12 protein-coding genes and 1 pseudogene are annotated in these 18,171 nt (G+C 68.9%); 5 read left to right on the top strand and 8 right to left on the bottom strand.

Features of this window, described 5'->3' with window-relative positions; genetic code table 11:
- Positions 1-116: 116 nt before the first annotated feature.
- Positions 117-3,677 carry a carboxypeptidase-like regulatory domain-containing protein gene (locus VGB24_RS01475; protein WP_331071179.1) on the bottom strand — a complete coding sequence of 1,187 codons (3,561 nt, stop codon included), beginning with the start codon at positions 3,675-3,677 and terminating at the stop codon, positions 117-119.
- A 273-nt stretch (positions 3,678-3,950) separates the two neighbouring features.
- Between VGB24_RS01475 and VGB24_RS01470 the strand changes: the two genes are divergently transcribed.
- The 3 genes from VGB24_RS01470 (at position 3,951) to VGB24_RS01460 (ending at position 5,458) form a co-directional block, all read left to right on the top strand.
- Complete coding sequence (locus VGB24_RS01470; protein ID WP_331071178.1) at positions 3,951-4,181, top strand: hypothetical protein; 231 nt, start codon at positions 3,951-3,953, stop codon at positions 4,179-4,181.
- Positions 4,182-4,302: 121 nt separating this feature from the next.
- The gene (locus tag VGB24_RS01465) at positions 4,303-4,974 is read left to right on the top strand and encodes a DsbA family protein (protein WP_331071177.1); all 672 of its coding nucleotides are present in this window, start codon (positions 4,303-4,305) and stop codon (positions 4,972-4,974) included.
- Positions 4,975-5,062: 88 nt separating this feature from the next.
- Positions 5,063-5,458, top strand: coding sequence for a PDZ domain-containing protein (locus tag VGB24_RS01460; protein WP_331071176.1), 396 nt, complete (start codon positions 5,063-5,065; stop codon positions 5,456-5,458).
- An 87-nt stretch (positions 5,459-5,545) separates the two neighbouring features.
- Here VGB24_RS01460 and pruA read toward each other — a convergent pair whose 3' ends face one another.
- On the bottom strand, positions 5,546-7,174 hold the full coding sequence (gene pruA / locus VGB24_RS01455; protein WP_331071175.1) for an L-glutamate gamma-semialdehyde dehydrogenase: 1,629 nt from the start codon (positions 7,172-7,174) through the stop codon (positions 5,546-5,548).
- A gap of 90 nt (positions 7,175-7,264) precedes the next feature.
- Entirely contained in the window at positions 7,265-9,442 is a 2,178-nt protein-coding gene (locus VGB24_RS01450) for a hypothetical protein (RefSeq protein ID WP_331071174.1), read from the bottom strand.
- A 524-nt stretch (positions 9,443-9,966) separates the two neighbouring features.
- On the opposite strand from VGB24_RS01450, the gene VGB24_RS01445 reads away from it, so the two are divergent.
- The gene (locus VGB24_RS01445) at positions 9,967-10,131 is read left to right on the top strand and encodes a hypothetical protein (RefSeq protein ID WP_331071173.1); all 165 of its coding nucleotides are present in this window, start codon (positions 9,967-9,969) and stop codon (positions 10,129-10,131) included.
- Positions 10,132-10,615: 484 nt separating this feature from the next.
- Here VGB24_RS01445 and VGB24_RS01440 read toward each other — a convergent pair whose 3' ends face one another.
- Positions 10,616-11,116: a hypothetical protein gene (locus tag VGB24_RS01440; RefSeq protein ID WP_331071172.1), complete on the bottom strand. Its 501-nt coding sequence runs from the start codon at positions 11,114-11,116 to the stop codon at positions 10,616-10,618.
- Between the two features lie 227 nt (positions 11,117-11,343).
- The gene (locus VGB24_RS01435; RefSeq protein WP_331071171.1) at positions 11,344-12,192 is read right to left on the bottom strand and encodes a DNA/RNA non-specific endonuclease; all 849 of its coding nucleotides are present in this window, start codon (positions 12,190-12,192) and stop codon (positions 11,344-11,346) included.
- 136 nt (positions 12,193-12,328) lie between these two features.
- On the opposite strand from VGB24_RS01435, the pseudogene VGB24_RS25400 reads away from it, so the two are divergent.
- Positions 12,329-12,430, top strand: a pseudogene (locus VGB24_RS25400) (maltose acetyltransferase domain-containing protein); the annotation flags it as partial.
- Between the two features lie 152 nt (positions 12,431-12,582).
- On the opposite strand, the gene VGB24_RS01430 reads toward VGB24_RS25400, so the two are convergent.
- The 3 genes from VGB24_RS01430 to VGB24_RS01420 form a co-directional block, all read right to left on the bottom strand.
- Positions 12,583-14,010, bottom strand: coding sequence for an HlyD family type I secretion periplasmic adaptor subunit (locus VGB24_RS01430; protein ID WP_331071170.1), 1,428 nt, complete (start codon positions 14,008-14,010; stop codon positions 12,583-12,585).
- Positions 14,011-14,015: 5 nt separating this feature from the next.
- Complete coding sequence (locus tag VGB24_RS01425) at positions 14,016-16,184, bottom strand: type I secretion system permease/ATPase (protein ID WP_331071169.1); 2,169 nt, start codon at positions 16,182-16,184, stop codon at positions 14,016-14,018.
- Between the two features lie 139 nt (positions 16,185-16,323).
- Positions 16,324-18,171, bottom strand: a 1,848-nt coding sequence (locus tag VGB24_RS01420; RefSeq protein ID WP_331071168.1) for a calcium-binding protein, incomplete at its 5' end; no start/stop codon positions are given.

Raw genomic sequence — 18,171 nt, 5'->3', positions numbered from 1 at the left:
GGCGCAGCGCCTCCGGGAGAGATCTCCCGGTCCCACTCGAAGGACGGTGGGGACGCGGGGCCCCACCCCCGGGCGCTCGCGTGCCGCCAATGAGCGCAGGGCACGGCGGTTCCGGCCTACCACGTTTCACCGGTACGCAGGGTGTACGGGCCCCTGTCGGGGAGGATCTGCCGCGACGGCTGCTGGATGGCCTGGGGGAGCTTCGTCCACTGGGCGCCCGTGAGCACGCTGGCGACCAGGTCGCGCGAGGCGTCCAGGAGCAATTGGGCTTCGTCGGCGAGTTGCTGGATGTGGTGGCGAGCCTGGTCTGCCGCGGGGCCGCGGGTGCCGGACTCGGCGGCGCTGATGGTGCGCGCCAGCGTGTCCACCACCACGGCCAACCGCGCGCCGAGCGAATCCGCGCCCGCGCGCAGCCGCTCCCGCTGCTCATCGCTCAGCGCCAGGGCTAGGGTGTCGTCCAGCGCCAGCACCTGCGCGGGAAGGTTGGGGACGGTCAGCGCCAGCTGTTCGCGAAGCTGCGCCGCCGTGCGGCCCTGCGCCCGCACGGCGTTGAACATGGTGCGCAGCGGCTGGCGCACGGGGTCGGCGCCCAGCGCCCAGCGGCCCTGTACCACCACCGTGAACGGCCGCCCCGGCACGCGTTCCCGCCGCGCGCCCCCGAACCCGGGATTCACGTCGTAGCGAAAGGCCGAACGCTCCGGGTCGAAGCCGCGCACGTTCAGCAGCACGGGGTCGGGGATTGCGCCGCCCCCCCACCCGCGCACGCCGTCGCGGCCGTGCACCAGGCGGTCCACCCCGCCCAGCACGTTGGTTGCCGTCAGGCTCAGGGTAAGGCGGCGGGCGCGGAAGGCCTGGGCGGGCCACAGGTTGGCCTGCACGTCCAGCTCGGCCGCCCACTGCGTCCGGCAGCTGTTGCGTCCCGCCACCCGTCCCAGCTGGCGCCGCAGGCAGCCGCGGGTGAAGGCGGGCGCGGAGGTAAGCAGCGCCTGCATGGCCGCGGCCTCTCGCGGCTCGGCCCACGCCGCGGGATCGATCACGAACGCGGGGTCGTTGGCGGCGCCGTCGCCATTGACGTCGCCCCCGGCCAGCGGAGTGTACGGCGCGCCCGACGTCGCGCGGCCGGCCAGCCCCAGTTCCGCCCAGCGCGCCACGGGGCGCGTGTACCGGAACTGCACCAGGTGCCGCCGGTCGAGGTCACTGGGTCCCCGAAGCAGGGTCGCCGGAGTGGCCGCGGCCACCGGACGCGACGCGCCGCCCGGCGCCTCCAGCGCTCCCACCTCGTCCCAGCCGCGGTTCCACGTGTAGTAGAGCGTCGCCACGTCCAGCCGGCGCCCGAGCAGGGTGGCGCCGCCGGAAAGCTGCACCACCCCCGAGCGCCCGCGGCCCGACACCTCGCGCACGGCACCGGCCTCGGTGAAGGGGCGCGCCCCGTCTACCACCAAGCCGCCGGTGGAAGGATCGATGAAGGCCGGCGGCACCCATACCGGTCGTCCGCCCTCCGCCCCGAGCACAAGCCCCGGTGCCGACGGAAGGTTGCGGTCCCACGCCACGGGATTGGAAAGGCCCCGCACCCAACTCGCCTCGAGCGCCAGCACCGCCATCCCCCGCCCGCCCATCCGCCCGCTCCAGTCCCAGGCGGCGGACGCGCGCCAGGTGCGCGGCGGAGCGAAGTCCCGGGCATAGACCGTCGTCCGGGGTGCGCGGCTGGCCAGGTGCGCCGAGCCGTCGGCACAGCGGTCGGGGACGGCGCCGGGATCGTCGGCGTACGCCACCCAGTTCGCGAGGGGCGCGGCGGGCCCCACGCACAGCAGCTGCGCCGGACCCCGGCCCGACTCCGCCAGGCTTCCCGGGGCGATCCGGCCCCGGAACTCGCCGATGCCGCCGCGAACGCTCCATGCGCGCGACGGCGCCTGCCAGGTGAAGCCCACCCGCGGACTGGCGCCCCGGTGTGAGGGAACCGCGGCCGACAGCCCCGGGGGCAGCGGCTCGGCCGCGGAGCCGCCGGTCTGGTACCGCCGCGCCTCGACTCGCACGCCGTACAGCACCGCCAGGTTTCCGTGGGGATGCCACAGGTGGGCGGCGAAACCGGCGACGTGTTCCGCCGTGGCACCGCTGGAGCGCGCCCCCAGACTGCGGGTGAACAGCGAGGCCCGCCCCGCCTGGAGCTCCGCGAGGCTGCTGTAGGTGAACGTGCCGAACGGATCCCCCGCACTGGTGGCGGCCGTCTCTTCGCGGCTGGCGAGAATTCCAAGCTTCACGCGCCCCTCGCCGGACCCCGCGCGAAGGAGAAGCTCGTCCGATACCTCCCACAGCTCGGTGCGGGACCGCGAAGCGGCCAGGGCGCTGCCTCCGAAACCCAGCAGCGCCGACGAGCCGGCACCTTCCCCGTCCGCGGCCGCATCGGCCACCCACACCCGCGCCGCGGGCCCGGCGCGGGCGGGCCGCACGCGGCGCAGGCCCCGGCCGTGGTACACGCGTAACTCGTTGCGCCGTCCCAGCCGGTACGACGTCCACTGTGCCAGCGCGCCCCCCGCCTCGTCGCTCACGTCCGCGCCGCTGCCCGGCAGCACCAGCGGCGACTCGCCCAGACCGGCCAGGCGCAGCCGTCGGCCGTCCAGGCGCAGCATCAGCACGTCGCTATTCCCCGCGGCGTAGTCCAGCCGAAGCAGCCCCGACCCCGTCCGCGACCCGCCCTGGCCCGCGGGTTCCCCGGCAGGCGGCACCAGCCCCGCCGCGATGTCGCGCAGCCGGCGGGCCGAGTCGGAGTTGACCCCCAGGCCGGCGAGCAGGCGGGGTCCCGCGTTCCGCAGGGTCACCAGCGGCGTGCGCAGGTCGGTCCCTTGAGCGGCCGCGTACCAGAACAGCCGGTCGCGGACCAGGGCGCCGCCGGCCCCGCCGCTCGCCTGCGCGAGCCGCGACTGGGGGTGGCCGGGGGCCTGCAGCGCCGGATGGCCCAGGCGCAGACGCGCCACGCCCCCGAACACGTTGGTTCCGTTGAGGGTGGTCGCCGCCACCTGACCGCCGGAGAACTGCCCCCGTGAAGGATCGTACGTGCTGGTGACCACGGCTGTGCTGCGCAGCGCCTCGGGCGGCAGCATCGTGGCCCCGAAGCTGGCGCCGTCCAACGTCACCGACGTTTGCGAAGCGGGCTGTCCCGCGATGGAAACGCCGCCGCCCTCGCCCAGCGCGAGCACGCCCCGCTCCAGCCCGGCGAGCGCGGCCAGGTCGCCGGGAACCAGGGGCATGTCCAGGTCGTACGCGGCCATCCCCGCCTCTTCTCGCCCGCCGGGCGCTGGGGCCGCCGGCGGCCGGCTTACCGCGGCGGGTGAGCGCACCTCCACCACGTCCAGCAGGGTGCTGCGCGAGGTCAGCTGAAGGTCGCGCGTGAGGCTCGTCTGCCCGGCCCCGGGGAGCAGGGTGGCCGTGAACTCGTAGTAGCCCACCCGTCCGGCGGAGAGCTCGTAGCTCTCCCCCACCGGCAGCGAAAGGGAATACGCCCCCCGAGCGTCCGTGCGCGTGGCGCGTTGCGCCCCGCCGGGTTGCGACGCGGCCCGCACCGTCGCCTCAGGTACGGGCCCGCCCCGCGCGTCCAGCACCCGGCCGCTGATCCGCGCCTCGGTCTGTGCCCTCGCGGGAACGCCCGCGGCCAGGAGCACCACGGCCAGCAGACAGGGCAAGCGGCGCCAGCGGGGGGGGCGGGCCGGTCCAGGGGTACGGATCAGGGGGCTCGGCATGGGCGACTCGGCTCAGGCGTCACGGGCGTTTTCCGGCGGGTCACTGCCCGTAGCACGGGTTGGGAGGTGCGCCGACAAGCAGGAACCATAAGAACATGGCTCAAAACTAAGGCACACTTGACGCCAAAGATAGGGGCAGCTATTGTGTGTCAACCCGAAACGCGCCGTCCGGGTCGGGCCCTCTCCCCTTTTCTCCCTTCGCTGTAAGGTTACCCCATGAGCAAGTTCCGCTTCGTCCTGTCGGCCGTGTCCGCCTTCACCGTTCTGGCCGGCGGCGCCGTACTCTCCACCCCGGCGAGCGCCACCGCCCCCTACTTCGCCTGCTCGGAAAACCAGATCGACTACGTGATCGACGAGATCTACGACGTGTGCGGCTCCGGCGGCGGTTCCGCCACCGTCGTCTGCGACGGCTCGAACGTCCGGTTCCGTTCCATCACCTGCAACTGATGGTGCCCGGCCGGAGCCCTGGCGACCCCCCCAGGTCGTCAGGCGCTCCGGCGGCGGCTGCGGGGGCGGCGGACGCGCGCCGTTCCCCAGCTTTCGCTCCACTCTTTTCAGCCGGGCAGTAATGAAAAAAGAATGGCTGCAGCACATTGCCACCGGCGTGCTGGTCTTTTGCGCGCTGGTGGTAACGGGGCTGGTGGTACGCCGTGAGCTGTTTTCGGGCGAGGTCATGACGATGGTGGCGCCGCCGAACGCTCCACGGGTGGACGACTGGGCGGCATATGCCTCGTCCGGGCACCGCGTGGGCCCCGCCGATGCCCCGGTGACGGTCGTGGAGTTCTCGGACTTCCAGTGCCCCGCCTGCCGTGTGCTCGCTTCGTCGCTCGACACCCTGCGGGCGCGGTACGGCGACAAGGTGCGGGTGGTGTACCGGCATTTTCCGCTGAAGTCGCACGACCACGCCGTGGCGGCGGCCCGCGCCAGCGAATGCGCCGCGGCGCAGGGGCGTTTCAAGCCCTTTCACGATGCGGTGTTTGCGCGGCAGGACTCGGTGGGCCGGGTACCCTGGACGCGGTTCGCCCGTGACGCAGCCATACCGGAGCTTGCCGCGTTCGAGGCCTGCACGCAGCAGACGGGCCCCCTGGCCGCACTGGACCGCGACACCGCCGCGGGCAACCGTTTGGGCGTCTCCAGCACGCCCACGCTCCTGATCAACGGCCGGCGGGTGGTAGGGGCGCCCCCGCTGTCCACGCTCGACGCGTTCGTGCAGCAGGAACTGCGCGGCACCCCGCGCTGAAGCCGCACCCCCGCCGCTCCGCCCTGTGCCGGACCGTTCCGGCGCCGCACGGACGGCCACTTCGACGACTACCCGGAAGGGAACCACCATGTCTCGCTATCTCCGCATCTTCCTTCTCGCGCTGGCTGCCGCCTTTGCTGTCCAGGCCGGCCCGCTTTCGGCTCAGGACGCCGTGCGGGCCACGGGCCCCGGCGCCGGCCTGGGGTTCAGCTGGGGATGGGACGGAGGCCTTACGCGAGGCCCCAACGGGCGCACGGTGATGCAGAACCCCCCAGTGGTCCGTACGGTGGCGGCCCATTCGGCCGCGGCTCGCGCCGGGCTTCGCGTCGGTGACATCATCGTTTCGGCGAACGGCCGTGACGGACGCACGCCGCGCCTGTTCGAGGGCATCCGCCCCGGCACCCGGCTGGTGCTGCGCATCCGGCGGGTCAACGCCGAGCGCGAGGTCACCTTCCGGATGCCCGCTCCGCCCACGCAGAGCTGACCGGCTTCTCGCCAACTGCTCGAAGCGCCTCCGGACCCATTGGTCCGGAGGCGCTTCGTGCGGCGGTCCGACGGCTGTCGCCGCTGCCTACTTCTCGCCCATGAACGGGTACTCGAACGAGTGCGCCGGGGCGAAGGTTTCCTTGATGGTCCGCGGCGAGATCCAGCGGAGCATGTTCAGGATGCTCCCCGCCTTGTCGTTGGTGCCGCTGGCCCGCGCGCCGCCGAACGGCTGCTGGCCCACCACCGCGCCCGTGGGCTTGTCGTTCACGTAGTAGTTGCCCGCCGCGTTCCGCAACTCGCGGTCGGCCTGCAGCAGCGCCGCGCGGTCGGTGGCGAACACGGCGCCGGTCAGCGCGTACGGCGTGCTCTTGTCCACGATGCGCAGCGTATCTTCCCACTGCGCATCCGGATAGACGTAGAGCGACACCACCGGGCCGAACACCTCTTCGCACATCAGCTGGTACGCGCTGTTCTGCACCTGCACCAGCGTGGGCTGAATGAAGTAGCCCGTGCTGTCGTCGTACGTGCCGCCCGCGATCACCTCCACGTCGTCCGCCTCGTGGGCGTGCTTGATGTAGCCGGTGATCTTGTCGTACGCCTTCCGGTCGATCACCGCGCCCATGAAGTTGCGGAAGTCCGCCGGGTCGCCCACGCGCACCTTGTCCAGCATCCCCAGCGTCTGTTCGCGGACGGTGGGCCACAGGCTCTCGGGGATGTACAGCCGCGACGCCGCGCTGCACTTCTGCCCCTGGTACTCGAAGCCGCCGCGCACGATGGCCGTCGAGAGCGCCAGCGGATCGGCCGAGGCGTGCGCGACGATGAAGTCCTTGCCCCCCGTCTCTCCCACCAGCCGCGGATAGCTGCGGTAGCTGCCGATCTTTTCGCCCACCGTCCGCCAGATGGTCTGGAAGACCGCCGTGCTGCCGGTGAAGTGGATGCCGGCCAGGTTGCGGTCGTTCAGAATGACGTCGGTCATCGGGATGGGGTCGCCGGGGATGAAGTTGATGACCCCGGGCGGAAGCCCCGCCTCTTCCAGCAGCTTCATGATGTAGTAGCCGCTGTACACCGCCGTCTGCGCGGGCTTCCACACGGCCACGTTGCCCAGCATGGCGGGCGCCGATGGCAGGTTGCCGGCGATGGCCGTGAAGTTGAACGGCGTGACGGCGTACACGAAGCCTTCCAGCGGGCGGTGGTCCAGCCGGTTCCACATTCCCGGGCCGCTGAACGGCTGCTCGCGGTAGATCTGCTGCGCGAAGTTGGTGTTCCAGCGCAGGAAGTCGATGAACTCGCAGGCAGAGTCGATCTCGGCCTGGTACGCGTTCTTGCCCTGGCCCAGCATGGTGGCCGCGTTCAGGATGGGGCGCCAGCGGGTGGCCAGCAGGTCGGCGGCGCGCTGGAACACGGCCAGGCGGTCTTCCCAGGGCCAGCGGCTCCACTCCTTCCACGCCTCCATGGCCGCGTCGATGGCCTGCCGCACCTCGTTGGGCCCGGCCTTGTGGTAGCGCGCCAGCACGTGCCCGTGGTTGTGGGGCATCGTCTGCGCTTCCATGTTGCCCGTCCGCACCTCGCGCCCGCCGATGATCAGCGGGATCTCGATCTCCTCGCCCGACATCCGCGCGAGCGCTTCCTTGAGCAGCGCGCGCTCGGGCGAGCCCGGCGCATACGACAGCACGGGCTCGTTCACGGTCTGCGGCACGATCGGAATGCTATTCATCCACCCTCTCCTCGTCGGCTGTGGTTCAGGGCCGGGAAGTTAGGGCGGCGCGCGGTGGGCCGCTAGTTGGCCCGCACTGGAGTATCGCTGCTATGTAATCAGAATCTCATTCGCGTAGCGAACTTGGCGATAGACTGCCTCGAACCCTTGTGATTCAATCACCTTCTTCAGTTCGGCATCGTTGCTATGCCTCGCCAAGTGGAGAAGCGCAACTGCTTCGTTCAGTGCCTGGATTTTCTCATCAACACTCCCCCCGGTGGCCGACCAGGCGATTTCGTCAGCATGCCTCGCCAATAGGAGCAGGTAGTCGCCCCAGTTCAGAGACTCTACAAGCGCCCGTACCCCTGCTCCGACCCCGATTTCACGCAGTTGCTCGCGATTCTTAGGTCGGTTCTTGGCATCTTTGGGAATATTCGCCACGATCGCGTCCACCGCCTCCGCAACAGTTCGTCCCGCCGTGAGGTCATTGATGAGTCGAATTCGAATAGTCGCTTCGAGCGAGTCTGCGATCTCCCGCAACTGCATCTTCTGCTCCGGGAACACTTGGGCGATCGGCTCGATCAATGCGGCTCGAACAAGTTCGATGCTAATGCGCGGAACTTCGTCATCGAAAAGAAGGAGCCCGTATGCTTCCAAGTGTGCTGCGAAAGTTTCCCTAAAGCTCTCATCCTTCCACTCAGCCCAATATCGCTCCTCGCCCCCTTGGGCGATATCTTTTAGGAGCTTGAATTCCTCGGGTGCAACGTCCTTTAGATGGTTCAATATCCAATCGACATGGCTAAAGAACGTACGACGAGTCCGCTGAAAGATGCGGTTTACCTCCGCTTCTCCGACGTTCTTCACCGCCGCACGGGTCTGATCTGCACGATGAATCTTCGATCCAAGCTTCCGCAACAGCCACGGATGTCCTCCAGTGATCTCGTAAGCCCTGTCCAATGCACTCTCGTCGAACATAAGCCCGCTTCGTGCCCCGAGTCCGGAGAGTAGCTCTTCTGCCTCGTTGTTTGGCAGTGGGGGAAGGAACAACGTACTGAGTTCGAATAACGGATTGGGACGCCCGCTAAAGGATCCAGCCTCGGTGCCGACAGGATTGACCCCTCCAAGGATGTAGACAAGTTCGCCTGGGTTATCTAGGCCACGCTTCATGGATTGAAGGGTATCCCACAGTGAGAAATAGTCGGACTTCCAATGGCCTGCATCCTGACGGATTGGATACAGCTGATCAGCCTCATCGAAGAACGCGACAAGGCGCGTAGTGGTCCCCATTGTACCCGAAACCGAACGCGCGGCCCGAAGGATTTTGTCGACATCTTTCTCGAATGCTTCCGCAACCGCAGCATCGGTCGGAACAGGTTTTCCGGACGCGAGCAAACTCGGAAGCTTCAGGCCGCGTACCTCGGTTTTAAGCGCGGCAGCACTCGCGGCTTCGTTAACTGCCCGCGACCACTGTTCTAGAAGGTCCACCAGAGCGGCGGTCCATCGTCCGCTCTTTATGCGCGCTGCATTGCACAGGAGGAGTGCGGAAATTGTGAGGGTGCTTGGATCACCAACTAAGAGATCACGTACTCGCCTAATTAACGAGCTTTTTCCGATTTTACGTAGTCCAAAGATAGCACAGGGCTGCCCGAGAAGTATCTTCTCAACGATTTCATTCGTGACTAACTCGCGGCCGAAAAACTCTGCCGGATTCGTGACGGGCTCAGGATCATCGAATACGTCACGTCGCCATAGGGTCGCCGCGAGGGTCGAGTAGAGCAATTTTTCCGGATCTGTGACACCTTGAAGCCTGCCTACCTCGATCGGGACAACAGCTAATTTGCGCTGAACCGCCCAAGCAGCGCAGGAGGGCTTTAGCAGCGGCGATGGGGATGCTACGAACCGCAGTCGTGAGTCAACCCGATATGCTTCCTTTGCAGGCGGCTCTGCGAGGAGCGTTCGCTGGTGGAAGTCACCGGGAAATCCGTGTCCTACGAGGAAGTATTCGAGTGTTAGCCCGAACTGATTGCTTATTGCCTCATTCGGCTTGATAAGTGCGGTCCAGATGCGTGGTTTTTGTTCTCTGAAGCTCGTGATGCTGAACCCGTGAGACAGGAACTCAAGGACGGGAAGTGCGTCGCTCTGTGTCTGTGGCGACGCTTCTTCGAAGAACTCACGTGCATCTCCCTCGAACCGAGCAGCGGGCATGGGTGCAACACCTGGTATGGGTGAACACGGCGATAGAGTATAGCTGTCGCCCTGTCGAACGTCTATGTCATCGAACGTGCTCATTATATCGGCCTCCAAGAAAATTTTCGTCAGTCGATTTCTCGCGCCTGAAGCGTTGTCACCGCCCCGAGCGGCTTCCGCTCCGTTCATTCACTTCAAGCGATCTGCCCGCCCAAGTGCTCTTGCCAGCTCTAGGAAATGCTGTCCCTGCGTAAAAGCAAGTTCCGCGACTGTGTTTTCCCAGTCGCGAGGCGGAGATCGGTAATCTTTGCTATCCGGATTGAGGCGCGCCCGATCTATGGAGTTCGGGTGGGCTCCACAAGCTTCTGCAATGTCGGCTAGTGTCACGCGCACTGTGAGCCGGTCTGTGGCCTCCTTGAAGTTCACTACCGCCTCTTGTCTAGAATATTCTTGACACACACTCTCGCTGTCGGCTAGATTACTGACAGCAGGGACAAAGAACAAGGCTGGCCGCTCTCCCGCTAAGAAGCACGACCAGCCTTGATCCGCGAACCGACCCGAAGGCCGCCCGCTCGCCAAGGATAGCCCTGCCGCGCGCCGAGGGTCAAGAGAGATGGAGGTGCACGATGGCGAAGAAGACGATCGTACCCATCCAACTGCCCGGCGGCTTCGTCGTGAAGAAGCAGTACGGGAGCCGCTTCTGGATGGTGATCGATCCCGTGGGCGAGCTGGTGTGCCTCACCGTGCATAAGAAGGGCGCGATGGAGGTTGTGCGGCGGCTGGCGGGTTGAACTGGAGCGCCGCCGCGGGGTCTGCCCTGCGGCGCCCTCCCTTCGGCGAGGCTTGACGTTCGGCCGGTGGGCTGGCATATACAAGGATGTGAGCCTTCGGATTCGCGCCTGCATGCAGGTTCCCCGGAGGACATCGGAAGTCGGAGAGCGGGCTGGGTGATATCACCCAGCCCGCTCTATTTGTATTCAGAGTGAACACCCGCCCAAGCATAATCTTCCGTCCAACTTCGCGCCAGTTCCGTCGTCGAACCTTAGGGAGCACGTTGCGTGTGCGTCGAGGGCTTTGCTCCAGTCGCGAGGCCGAGGAGCTTCACGACGTAGCGATCATCTGCTACGGCAACGACGGCCGGCAGGCGACCGCACTGGCGGGGCAGTGGGGCGCTATGGCCCGCATCGACAGCACGAAAAGCGGGACGGACGCGCCGGTGCGGCGGTGGGCGTGCTGCCGACGTCGACGGCCGGATCAGGCGATCCGATCCGCCGATCACCTGGTGAGCACGGTGGCGTGGCCTTCGGGGCAGATGCCGCGCAGCGTCCCGGGCCAGGGATCATCGTTCTCGGCAATCGCCCAGCACTGGTCGCAGTAGACGAGGGCGCACGAGGTGCAGAAGAACGGCGTCCACTCCGGGTTCAGAAGGTGCAGCGAGATCGCGTCCGCGGTGCGCAGCGCATCCTGCACTCCCTCGGCGACGCGATCGCCGGCCGTTGCGTCGTCGGTGGGGACGCGCACGCTGTGCCAGCTACGGCCGACGTAGCTGTCGATGGTCAGTTCCGAAGTGCCCGAAACGCGACGGAGGAACTTCACGGAGCCGGCTTCCGTCCCGTGCCGCGCGCACACAAAGCTCGCCCGACTGGTCGCCATCTCACGCAGCTGTTCGGTGAGCTCCTCCACCGATGCGGCGGCCGGCGGTGCTTCACCCGGTGGCTCGGGCGCCGGGGGCGTGGCAAGATCGGGCCGCAACAGGTTGCGCAGCATGGCGATCACGCTTCTTCGAGCCATCGGCTGGGTCTTCGTGCGGGCCGGGGGTGCGGGGCGGCGAGAGGCAGCGGTACGCCCAATCTGCGGCATCCAATGCCGTGACGCAGCAGGTAGAGCACCGCGAGGCGGCGGCGGCGTACTACCCCTGGTTGCTCGATGGACCGCGGGCAGCGGCGAAGCAGGCCATCGTCCACGGCTTCGCGACGCTGCCCCGATCTGCCGGGAGTCCGGCGCTACCGGGCTTCCCAGTACGACTCGACGGCGTCGCCCAGCAGGTGCAGGAAGTTGTAGCCCGTCTTGCTTTCGATGGCATCGACGGTGGTACGGTAGCTTTCCCACGAGGCGGTGGAGATTCCCGTGACGTTGGGCATGTCGACCGCGATCACCTGGATGCTGCCTGTGCTGGTCGCCTGCGCCAGTCCCTGCCCGTACGGCATCAGCAGCGCGATCTTGTAGTTCCGGCGCGCGATGGCCACCTTGCCCGCGTTCAGCAGCGTGCCGCTGTACGAGTATCCGCCGGCCATCACGTAGACCTCCTTGTTGTTCGTCTGCGCCTGCGTCTGCAGGTACTGCTCGAACTTGTACCACGGCCCGCCGTTCAGGTCCTGGTACTGCGGGAGGATGTTGGTCATCAGGAACGTCTGCTTGTTGTGCTCCGACGACCAGGTGCGCTCCTCGCTGCGCACCATGTGGCCGCGGCTGAACCCCGAGTTCGTGTAGTCCGAAGTCGTAACCCGATAGCAGCCGCTGGGAAGCGCGCCGTCGGAGTAGAAGCTGGTGGAGCGCGCCGCGTCGCCGAAGTGCGTCTTGTTCAGGTTCCACGAAACCCAGTTGGGCCCACCGCGCGAGCAGTTGTACGAGATGTAGTGGGTGTTCTTGGAAAGCCGCACGTCGCTGGTGGACGAGCCCGCCGGGGCGCCGAACTCCACGTGGTTGCGGTAGATGGCGCTGGGGTAGGTGTAGAAGCTGGGGCCTTCGGGGTTGGTCGTGACTTCGGTCGGTCCGTCGGTGGTGCAGGCGGCCAGGGCCAGCATGGCGGCAAGGCCCAGCACCGCGCGCGCGGTGATGCGAGGGAAAGGCATCAGCGTCCATTCCTTGGGGTGATCGGAGACTCCCGGGGATGACCATCTTTTTGCAACGTCGGTGCCCCGCCACGCCAAGGCCGCTGGACCTCCCCGCGTCTTTGGACCGCCGGGCGCCACCGTCAAAGGGAGGCGCATGAGGACCGAGCGCGTAAAGAGTTTGGCCGGCGAGCGTTACGATGCGATGGACGCCGGGCTGGCCGCCGGCCGCGAACGCGCACGCGGCCCGTGCCAGGCGCTCGACGCCACGCGCGGATGCCAGGCAGGGAGGGCGCCGGCGGATGGTGAACGACCTGTTCTGGGCCAGCGGGGACACCGTTTTGGTGCAGCCGCCCGTGTGGGCAGGCGGGGACGGCGCCGCGGGAACCGTATCCCGCGGCGCCGTCCGGCTTACCGCTCGCGAAGGCTTTCGCGCTGGTACTCCATCAGCGGGCCCAGGAAGTACTCGATCACCCGCCGCCGGCCGATCTTGATCTCCACCGTCACCGCCATGCCGGGCGTAAGGTTCACCCGCCGTTCGCCCACCCGCATCCACGAGCGGTCCATCTGCACCCGGGCGGAGTAGACGAGCCCGCGACGCTCGTCCTCGATGGCGTCGTTGGAAACGTGCAGCACGCGCGCGTTCAGCGTACCGTACTTGGTGTAGGGAAAGGTCTGCACCTTTACCTCGGCGTTCTGCCCCCCGGCGACGAAGCCCACGTCCTTGTTCTCCACGAAGGCCTCCACCTGCACCGAGTTGTCGTCGGGGACGACGACCAGCAAGGGCTGCGCGGGGGTCACCACCCCGCCCAGGGTGTGCACGGCCAGCTGCTGGACGGAGCCGTCCACCGGGGCCCTCAGCTTCATCAGCCGCCCGCGCTGGCGGGCCTTGGCCAGCTCCTGGCCCTGCGCCGAGATCTGCTGCTGCGCCTCGCGCAGCCGGTCCAGCGCCGACCGCTGCGCCTCGGCGGCCAGCCCCGCCCGCAGCTTGCCCGCCTCGGCCAGCGCCGCCGCCAGCTCCTGCTCGCGCTCGCGCTGCGTGGCCAGCTCGCCCTCCTGCTCCAGCCGCGCCTGCTCGTGCGCCATGTAGGCGTGGCGCGACTCCAGCTCCTGGTCGGCCAGCCTGCGGATGTCCTCGGCCCGCTGCCGCGCGAGGGGCACCGTGTGCTCCAGCTTCCTCACCATCTCGCGAACGCCGCGAAGTTCGGCCTGGCGCCTCACCATCTCCGCCTCGGCCCGCTCCAGCCGGGCGCGGTGCTCCATCCATTCGCTGTCCAGCAGCCGCTGCTCCTGGGCAACGCGCGCCTCGGGGATGCCGGCGCCGGCGCGCAGGGCCCCCGCCTCGCCGCGGAGGCGCGCCACGAAGGCCTCGGCGCGGGCGGCCTGCAGGCGCGCCCCCAGCAGGTCGCTTTCCACGCGGGCCGAGTCGGCGGCGGCCACGGTGGCGTCGAGCTCGATCAGCAGGTCGCCCGCCTTTACCCGCTGTCCGTCGCGGACGTGGATGGCCTTTACGGTGGCCGTCTCCACCGGCTGCACCACCTTGCTCCCCTGGTTGGGGATGATCTTTCCCTCGGCGGTGGTCACCACGTCGATGCGCCCCAGCACCGCCCATCCCAGGGCGGTCCCGGCGAACGCGATGAGCAGCCAGATGGCCACGCGCGGCGCAGGCGACACCGGGGATTCCTGCAGGGCCAGGGCCGCGGGAAGGAACTGCGCCTCGTGGGGCAGCCGGGCCGGCGGGTCGGTTTCGCGGCGGTGGCGCCAGGCGTGGCGGAAGGCGGCCGCGTACCGGCCCAGCAGGTCGCGCACGGCCTGCACGTGAATCCGGAAGCTGTTCATGGTGCTCATCCCTGCTGAAGGCCGTGCAGCCGCGCGTAGTGCCCTTCGGCCATGCGCAGGAGCTCGCGGTGGGTGCCGCTTTCCACGATTTCGCCGCGCTCCATGACGATGATGCGGTCGGCGTCGCGGACGGCGGAAAGGCGGTGGGCGATGATCAGTACCGTGCGCCCGCGGCAGATGGTCTTCATGTTGTCCTGGATCACCCGTTCCGACTCGTAGTCCAGCGCGCTGGTGGCCTCGTCGAAGATGAGGATGCGCGGGTTGGCCATCAGCGCCCGCGCGATGGCGATGCGCTGGCGCTGCCCGCCGGAAAGGGTGGCGCCGTGCTCACCCACCATGGTGTCGTAGCCCTCGGGCAGCTCCAGGATGAACTCGTGGGCCCCGGCCATCCCCGCCGCCTCGATGACGCGCTCGATGGGCGCGCCGGGATCGGCCAGGGCGATGTTCTCGCGGATGGTGCGGTTGAAGAGCACGTTCTCCTGCAGCACCACGCCGATCTGCCGGCGCAGCGACGACACGTCGGCCAGCGTCAGGTCGGTGCCGTCGATCATCACCTGCCCCCGCTCGGGCACGTACAGGCGCTGCACCAGCCGGGTGAGGGTGCTCTTTCCGCTTCCGGATCGCCCCACGATGCCGATCACCTCGCCCGGCGCCACCTCCAGGTCCACCCCCTTGAGGATCTCCGGCCCGTCCGGCCGGTAGCGAAAGACGATGTTGTCGAAGCGGATGTGCCCCTGCACGGGGGGAAGGGTGCTTTTTTGCCCCGCGGCCTCGGTGCGCGTGTTCAGGATGTCGCCCAGCCGCTGCACCGACACGCCGGTCTGCTGGAAGTCCGTCCACAGCTGGGCCATCCTCATCACCGGCTGCGACACGTGCCCCGCCAGCATGTTGAAGGCGATCAGCTGCCCCACGCTCAGGTTTCCGTCGATCACCAGCCGCGCGCCGAGCCACATGGTACCCACCGACACCAGCTTGCTGATGAGCGTGGCGCCGCCGCTGGCCAGCGTGCCGACGCTCACGGTGCGGAAGCTGGAGGCCACGTACGCCGCCAGCTGGTTGTCCCACCGGCGGGTGAACTGGGGCTCCACGGCCATCGCCTTGACGGTGCCGATGCCCGACACCGTCTCTACCAGAAAGGCCTGGTTCTCGGCGCCCCGGCTGAACTTTTCGTTCAGGCGGCTGCGCAGCACGGGGGTGAACAGGACCGAAAGCAGCACGTAGCAGGGAAGCGAGGCAACCACCACGAGCGTCAGCCACACCGAGTAGTGAAGCATCACCGCGATGAAGACCACCGAGAACACCAGGTCCAGCACCACCGTGATGGCGTTGCCGGTCAGGAACGAGCGCACGCTTTCCAGCTCGCGCACGCGCGCCACCGAGTCGCCCACGCGCCGGGCCTGGAAGTACGACATGGGAAGGTTCAGGAGGTGGCGGAACAGCTTGGCGCCCAGCTCCACGTCGATGCGGCTGGTGGTGTGGGCGAACACGTAGGTGCGCAGCGAGCTGAGCGACACCTCGAACAGCACCACCGCCAGCAGCCCCACGGCCACCACGTCCAGGGTGGCGAAGCCGCGGTGCACCAGCACCTTGTCCATGATCACCTGGAAGAACATCGGGGTGACCAGCGCGAAGAGCTGCAGCACCAGGCTGACCAGCAGCACCTCGGCCAGCAGCCGCCGGTACTTCACCACCGCGGGGATGAACCAGGTGAAGTCGAACTTGCTCATTTCGCCCGCCAGCGCGGCGCGCGAGGTGAACAGGACCAGCTCGCCCGTCCAGCGGCCGGAAAGCTCGTCCAGGCGCACCGCCTCGGGCCGCCCGGCCAGGGGGTCGTGCACCAGAGCCTGCTCGCCGTCCACCCTCGCGAGCACGAAGAATCCCCCGTCGGCCCCCACGCCGATGGCGGGCAGCGGCGTCTTGTGGAGCCGCCCGGGGTGCGCGGTCACCACCTTCACGTGAAGCTCCAGCTGGCGGGCCGCCAGCAGGATCTCGGTCTTGCCGAACGGGCGCGTGCCGGGCCCGTGCTCGTGCGCGAGCTGGTCGGGGTCGGCGGCCACCCCGTGCAGCCGCGCCAGGATCACCAGGCACGCCAGCCCGCTGTCGAGGGGGGGCGGTGGAGGCGGGGGGGGCGGCGCCGCGCCGCGTGCGATCTGGACGGGGGTGTCGAGCAGCATCCTGCGATTTTCCTTGAACGAAGGGAACGGCTACGGAGATGGATGCCCCCGCGCCCTTTCACGGGCGCGGGGGGAAACGTCGTCGGGTGGACGGAGCGCCCCGGCGCACGGCCGAGGCACTCCGTCCGGTGGAACGAGGCTACTTGAGGCTGGCGGCCACCATGCCGTGCAGCGACTCGAAGTAGCTTTGCGGAAGCGCGGTTTCCGCCGCCGCGGTGGGGGCGAACGCCGCCATGGCGCTCACCAGGCTGGCCAGCTGCGTGTCTACCGGGTGCGCCGCGCCGGCCTGGGAGCCGGTGGCCGCGCCCTGCAGCGCGCCGAGCAGGGTGTCGGCCTGGCCGGAGAGCGTTCCGCTCGCCACCGCCGTGCCGGTCAGCGCTCCCGCCAGGGTGTCGGCGGGGCGCGCGGGGCTCGCGGCCGTTCCCGGCGCGGGCGACTGCAGCCCGCGAAGCCCGGCCAGGACTCCGGCCGACCCGCTGTCGCGCGTGGTGCTGGCGCCCGCCAGGCGGGCGACCTCGGCGCGAAGGTCGTTGCCGGCCGTCGCCCCCCCGGCCAGCGTGGACCCGATCCCGCCGGCCGCGGTCCGGGTCACGGCCGGCGTTCCGCCCAGGGAGCCCACGGCGGTCGCAAGGCTGTCTCCCTGCTGCCCCGCCGGTCCTTCGAGAGCGACGCCCACGGGGGGCGTCCGCGGCGGCGTCGCCGGCGCAGCGGTCCCGCCGCCGTGCGGGTGCCCGGGATGCCCCGCCAGCCGCTCGGGCGCGGCAACGGCGATGTTGGGCCCGGAACTGAGAAACGTGGTGCCGCTGGTGGTGCTGGTCGTCGTGGTGCCCCCGGCGGCGACCTTGGCTTTCACCGCCGCGACGTCCCAGGCCGTGCCATCCGCGAAGCGAAGGCTTTCCACCGCGTAGGGCGAGGCCCCGTTGGAGCTGAAGTAGTACTGGATCCGCAGCGAGTCGGTGGTGCCGTTGATCGTGGCGACCAGGTCGTCACCGGTACGAGTGAGCGTGACGTCCGACGAGCTGACGTCGGCCGCGAACTGCACCGCGTCGGCGTTCACTCCCACGGCGTCGGAGTCGTGGTTGTAGACGGTCTCGGTGCCGTAGCCGCGGCCGAACCGGTACGTGTCGGCCCCGTTGCCGCCCGACAGGTAGTCGTTGCCGGCGCCGCCGTCGAACACGTCGTTTCCGGCGTCGCCGTACAGGTAGTCGTTGCCGGCCTCGCCCCGCAGGTCGTCGGCGCCATTGCCGCCGCTCAGGCCGTCGCCGCCGATGCCGCCCAGCAGCAGGTCGTTGCCGTCCTGGCCCTGGAGATTGTCGTCACCCGCGCCGCCCTCCAGCGTGTCCGCGCCCGCCGCGGCGTAGATCGTGTCGTTCCCCTCCAGGCCGGTGAGCACGTCGTCGGTCGCGTAGCCGTACAGGGTGTCGTTGCCCGCCGTGGGTACCGTCACCATCGACTTCACCGCGGCCACGTTCCACACGGTGCCATCGGCGAACTGGATGTTCTCCACCGCGTACTGCGACGCGCCGTCCTGGCTGAAGTACGACTGCACCCGCAGTGAGTCGGTGGTGCCCGCGATGGAGAGGACCAGGTCCTCACCCGAGCGCCGCACGGTGACGTCCGCGGGGAGCACGTCCGCCGCGAACGAGACGGTATCCGCGTTCACGCCGACGGCGTCGCCGTCGTGGTTGTACACGGTTTCCGCGCCGTACCCCCGGCCGAAGCGGTACAGATCCGCCCCGCTGCCGCCGGACAGGTAGTCGTTGCCGGCGCCGCCGTCGAAGACGTCGTTGCCGGCGTCGCCGTACAGGTAGTCGTTGCCGGCCTCGCCCTGCAGGTCGTCGGCGCCGTTGCCGCCGCTCAGCGAGTCGTTGCCGATTCCGGCCTTGAGCAGGTCGTTGCCGTCCTGGCCCTGCAGGTTGTCGTCACCCGCGCCGCCCTCCAGCGTGTCCGCGCCCGCCGCGGCGTAGATGGTGTCGTTCCCCTCCAG

This window comes from Longimicrobium sp. (genome assembly GCF_036399935.1).
Taxonomy (GTDB): domain Bacteria; phylum Gemmatimonadota; class Gemmatimonadetes; order Longimicrobiales; family Longimicrobiaceae; genus Longimicrobium.
Note: the sequence above shows the minus strand (reverse complement) of the source record. Positions and strands in the feature narration are given on the sequence as shown.

Excerpts from the sequence above, each read along its gene's own strand:
- VGB24_RS01470 (WP_331071178.1), top strand. The coding sequence starts at position 3,951 with ATGAGCAAGTTCCGCTTCGTCCTGTCGGCCGTGTCCGCCTTCACCGTT.
- VGB24_RS01465 (WP_331071177.1), top strand. The coding sequence starts at position 4,303 with ATGAAAAAAGAATGGCTGCAGCACATTGCCACCGGCGTGCTGGTCTTT.
- VGB24_RS01460 (WP_331071176.1), top strand. The coding sequence starts at position 5,063 with ATGTCTCGCTATCTCCGCATCTTCCTTCTCGCGCTGGCTGCCGCCTTT.
- pruA (WP_331071175.1), bottom strand. The coding sequence starts at position 7,174 with ATGAATAGCATTCCGATCGTGCCGCAGACCGTGAACGAGCCCGTGCTG.
- VGB24_RS01450 (WP_331071174.1), bottom strand. The coding sequence starts at position 9,442 with ATGAGCACGTTCGATGACATAGACGTTCGACAGGGCGACAGCTATACT.
- VGB24_RS01445 (WP_331071173.1), top strand. The coding sequence starts at position 9,967 with ATGGCGAAGAAGACGATCGTACCCATCCAACTGCCCGGCGGCTTCGTC.
- VGB24_RS01435 (WP_331071171.1), bottom strand. The coding sequence starts at position 12,192 with ATGCCTTTCCCTCGCATCACCGCGCGCGCGGTGCTGGGCCTTGCCGCC.
- VGB24_RS01430 (WP_331071170.1), bottom strand. The coding sequence starts at position 14,010 with ATGAACAGCTTCCGGATTCACGTGCAGGCCGTGCGCGACCTGCTGGGC.
- VGB24_RS01425 (WP_331071169.1), bottom strand. The coding sequence starts at position 16,184 with ATGCTGCTCGACACCCCCGTCCAGATCGCACGCGGCGCGGCGCCGCCC.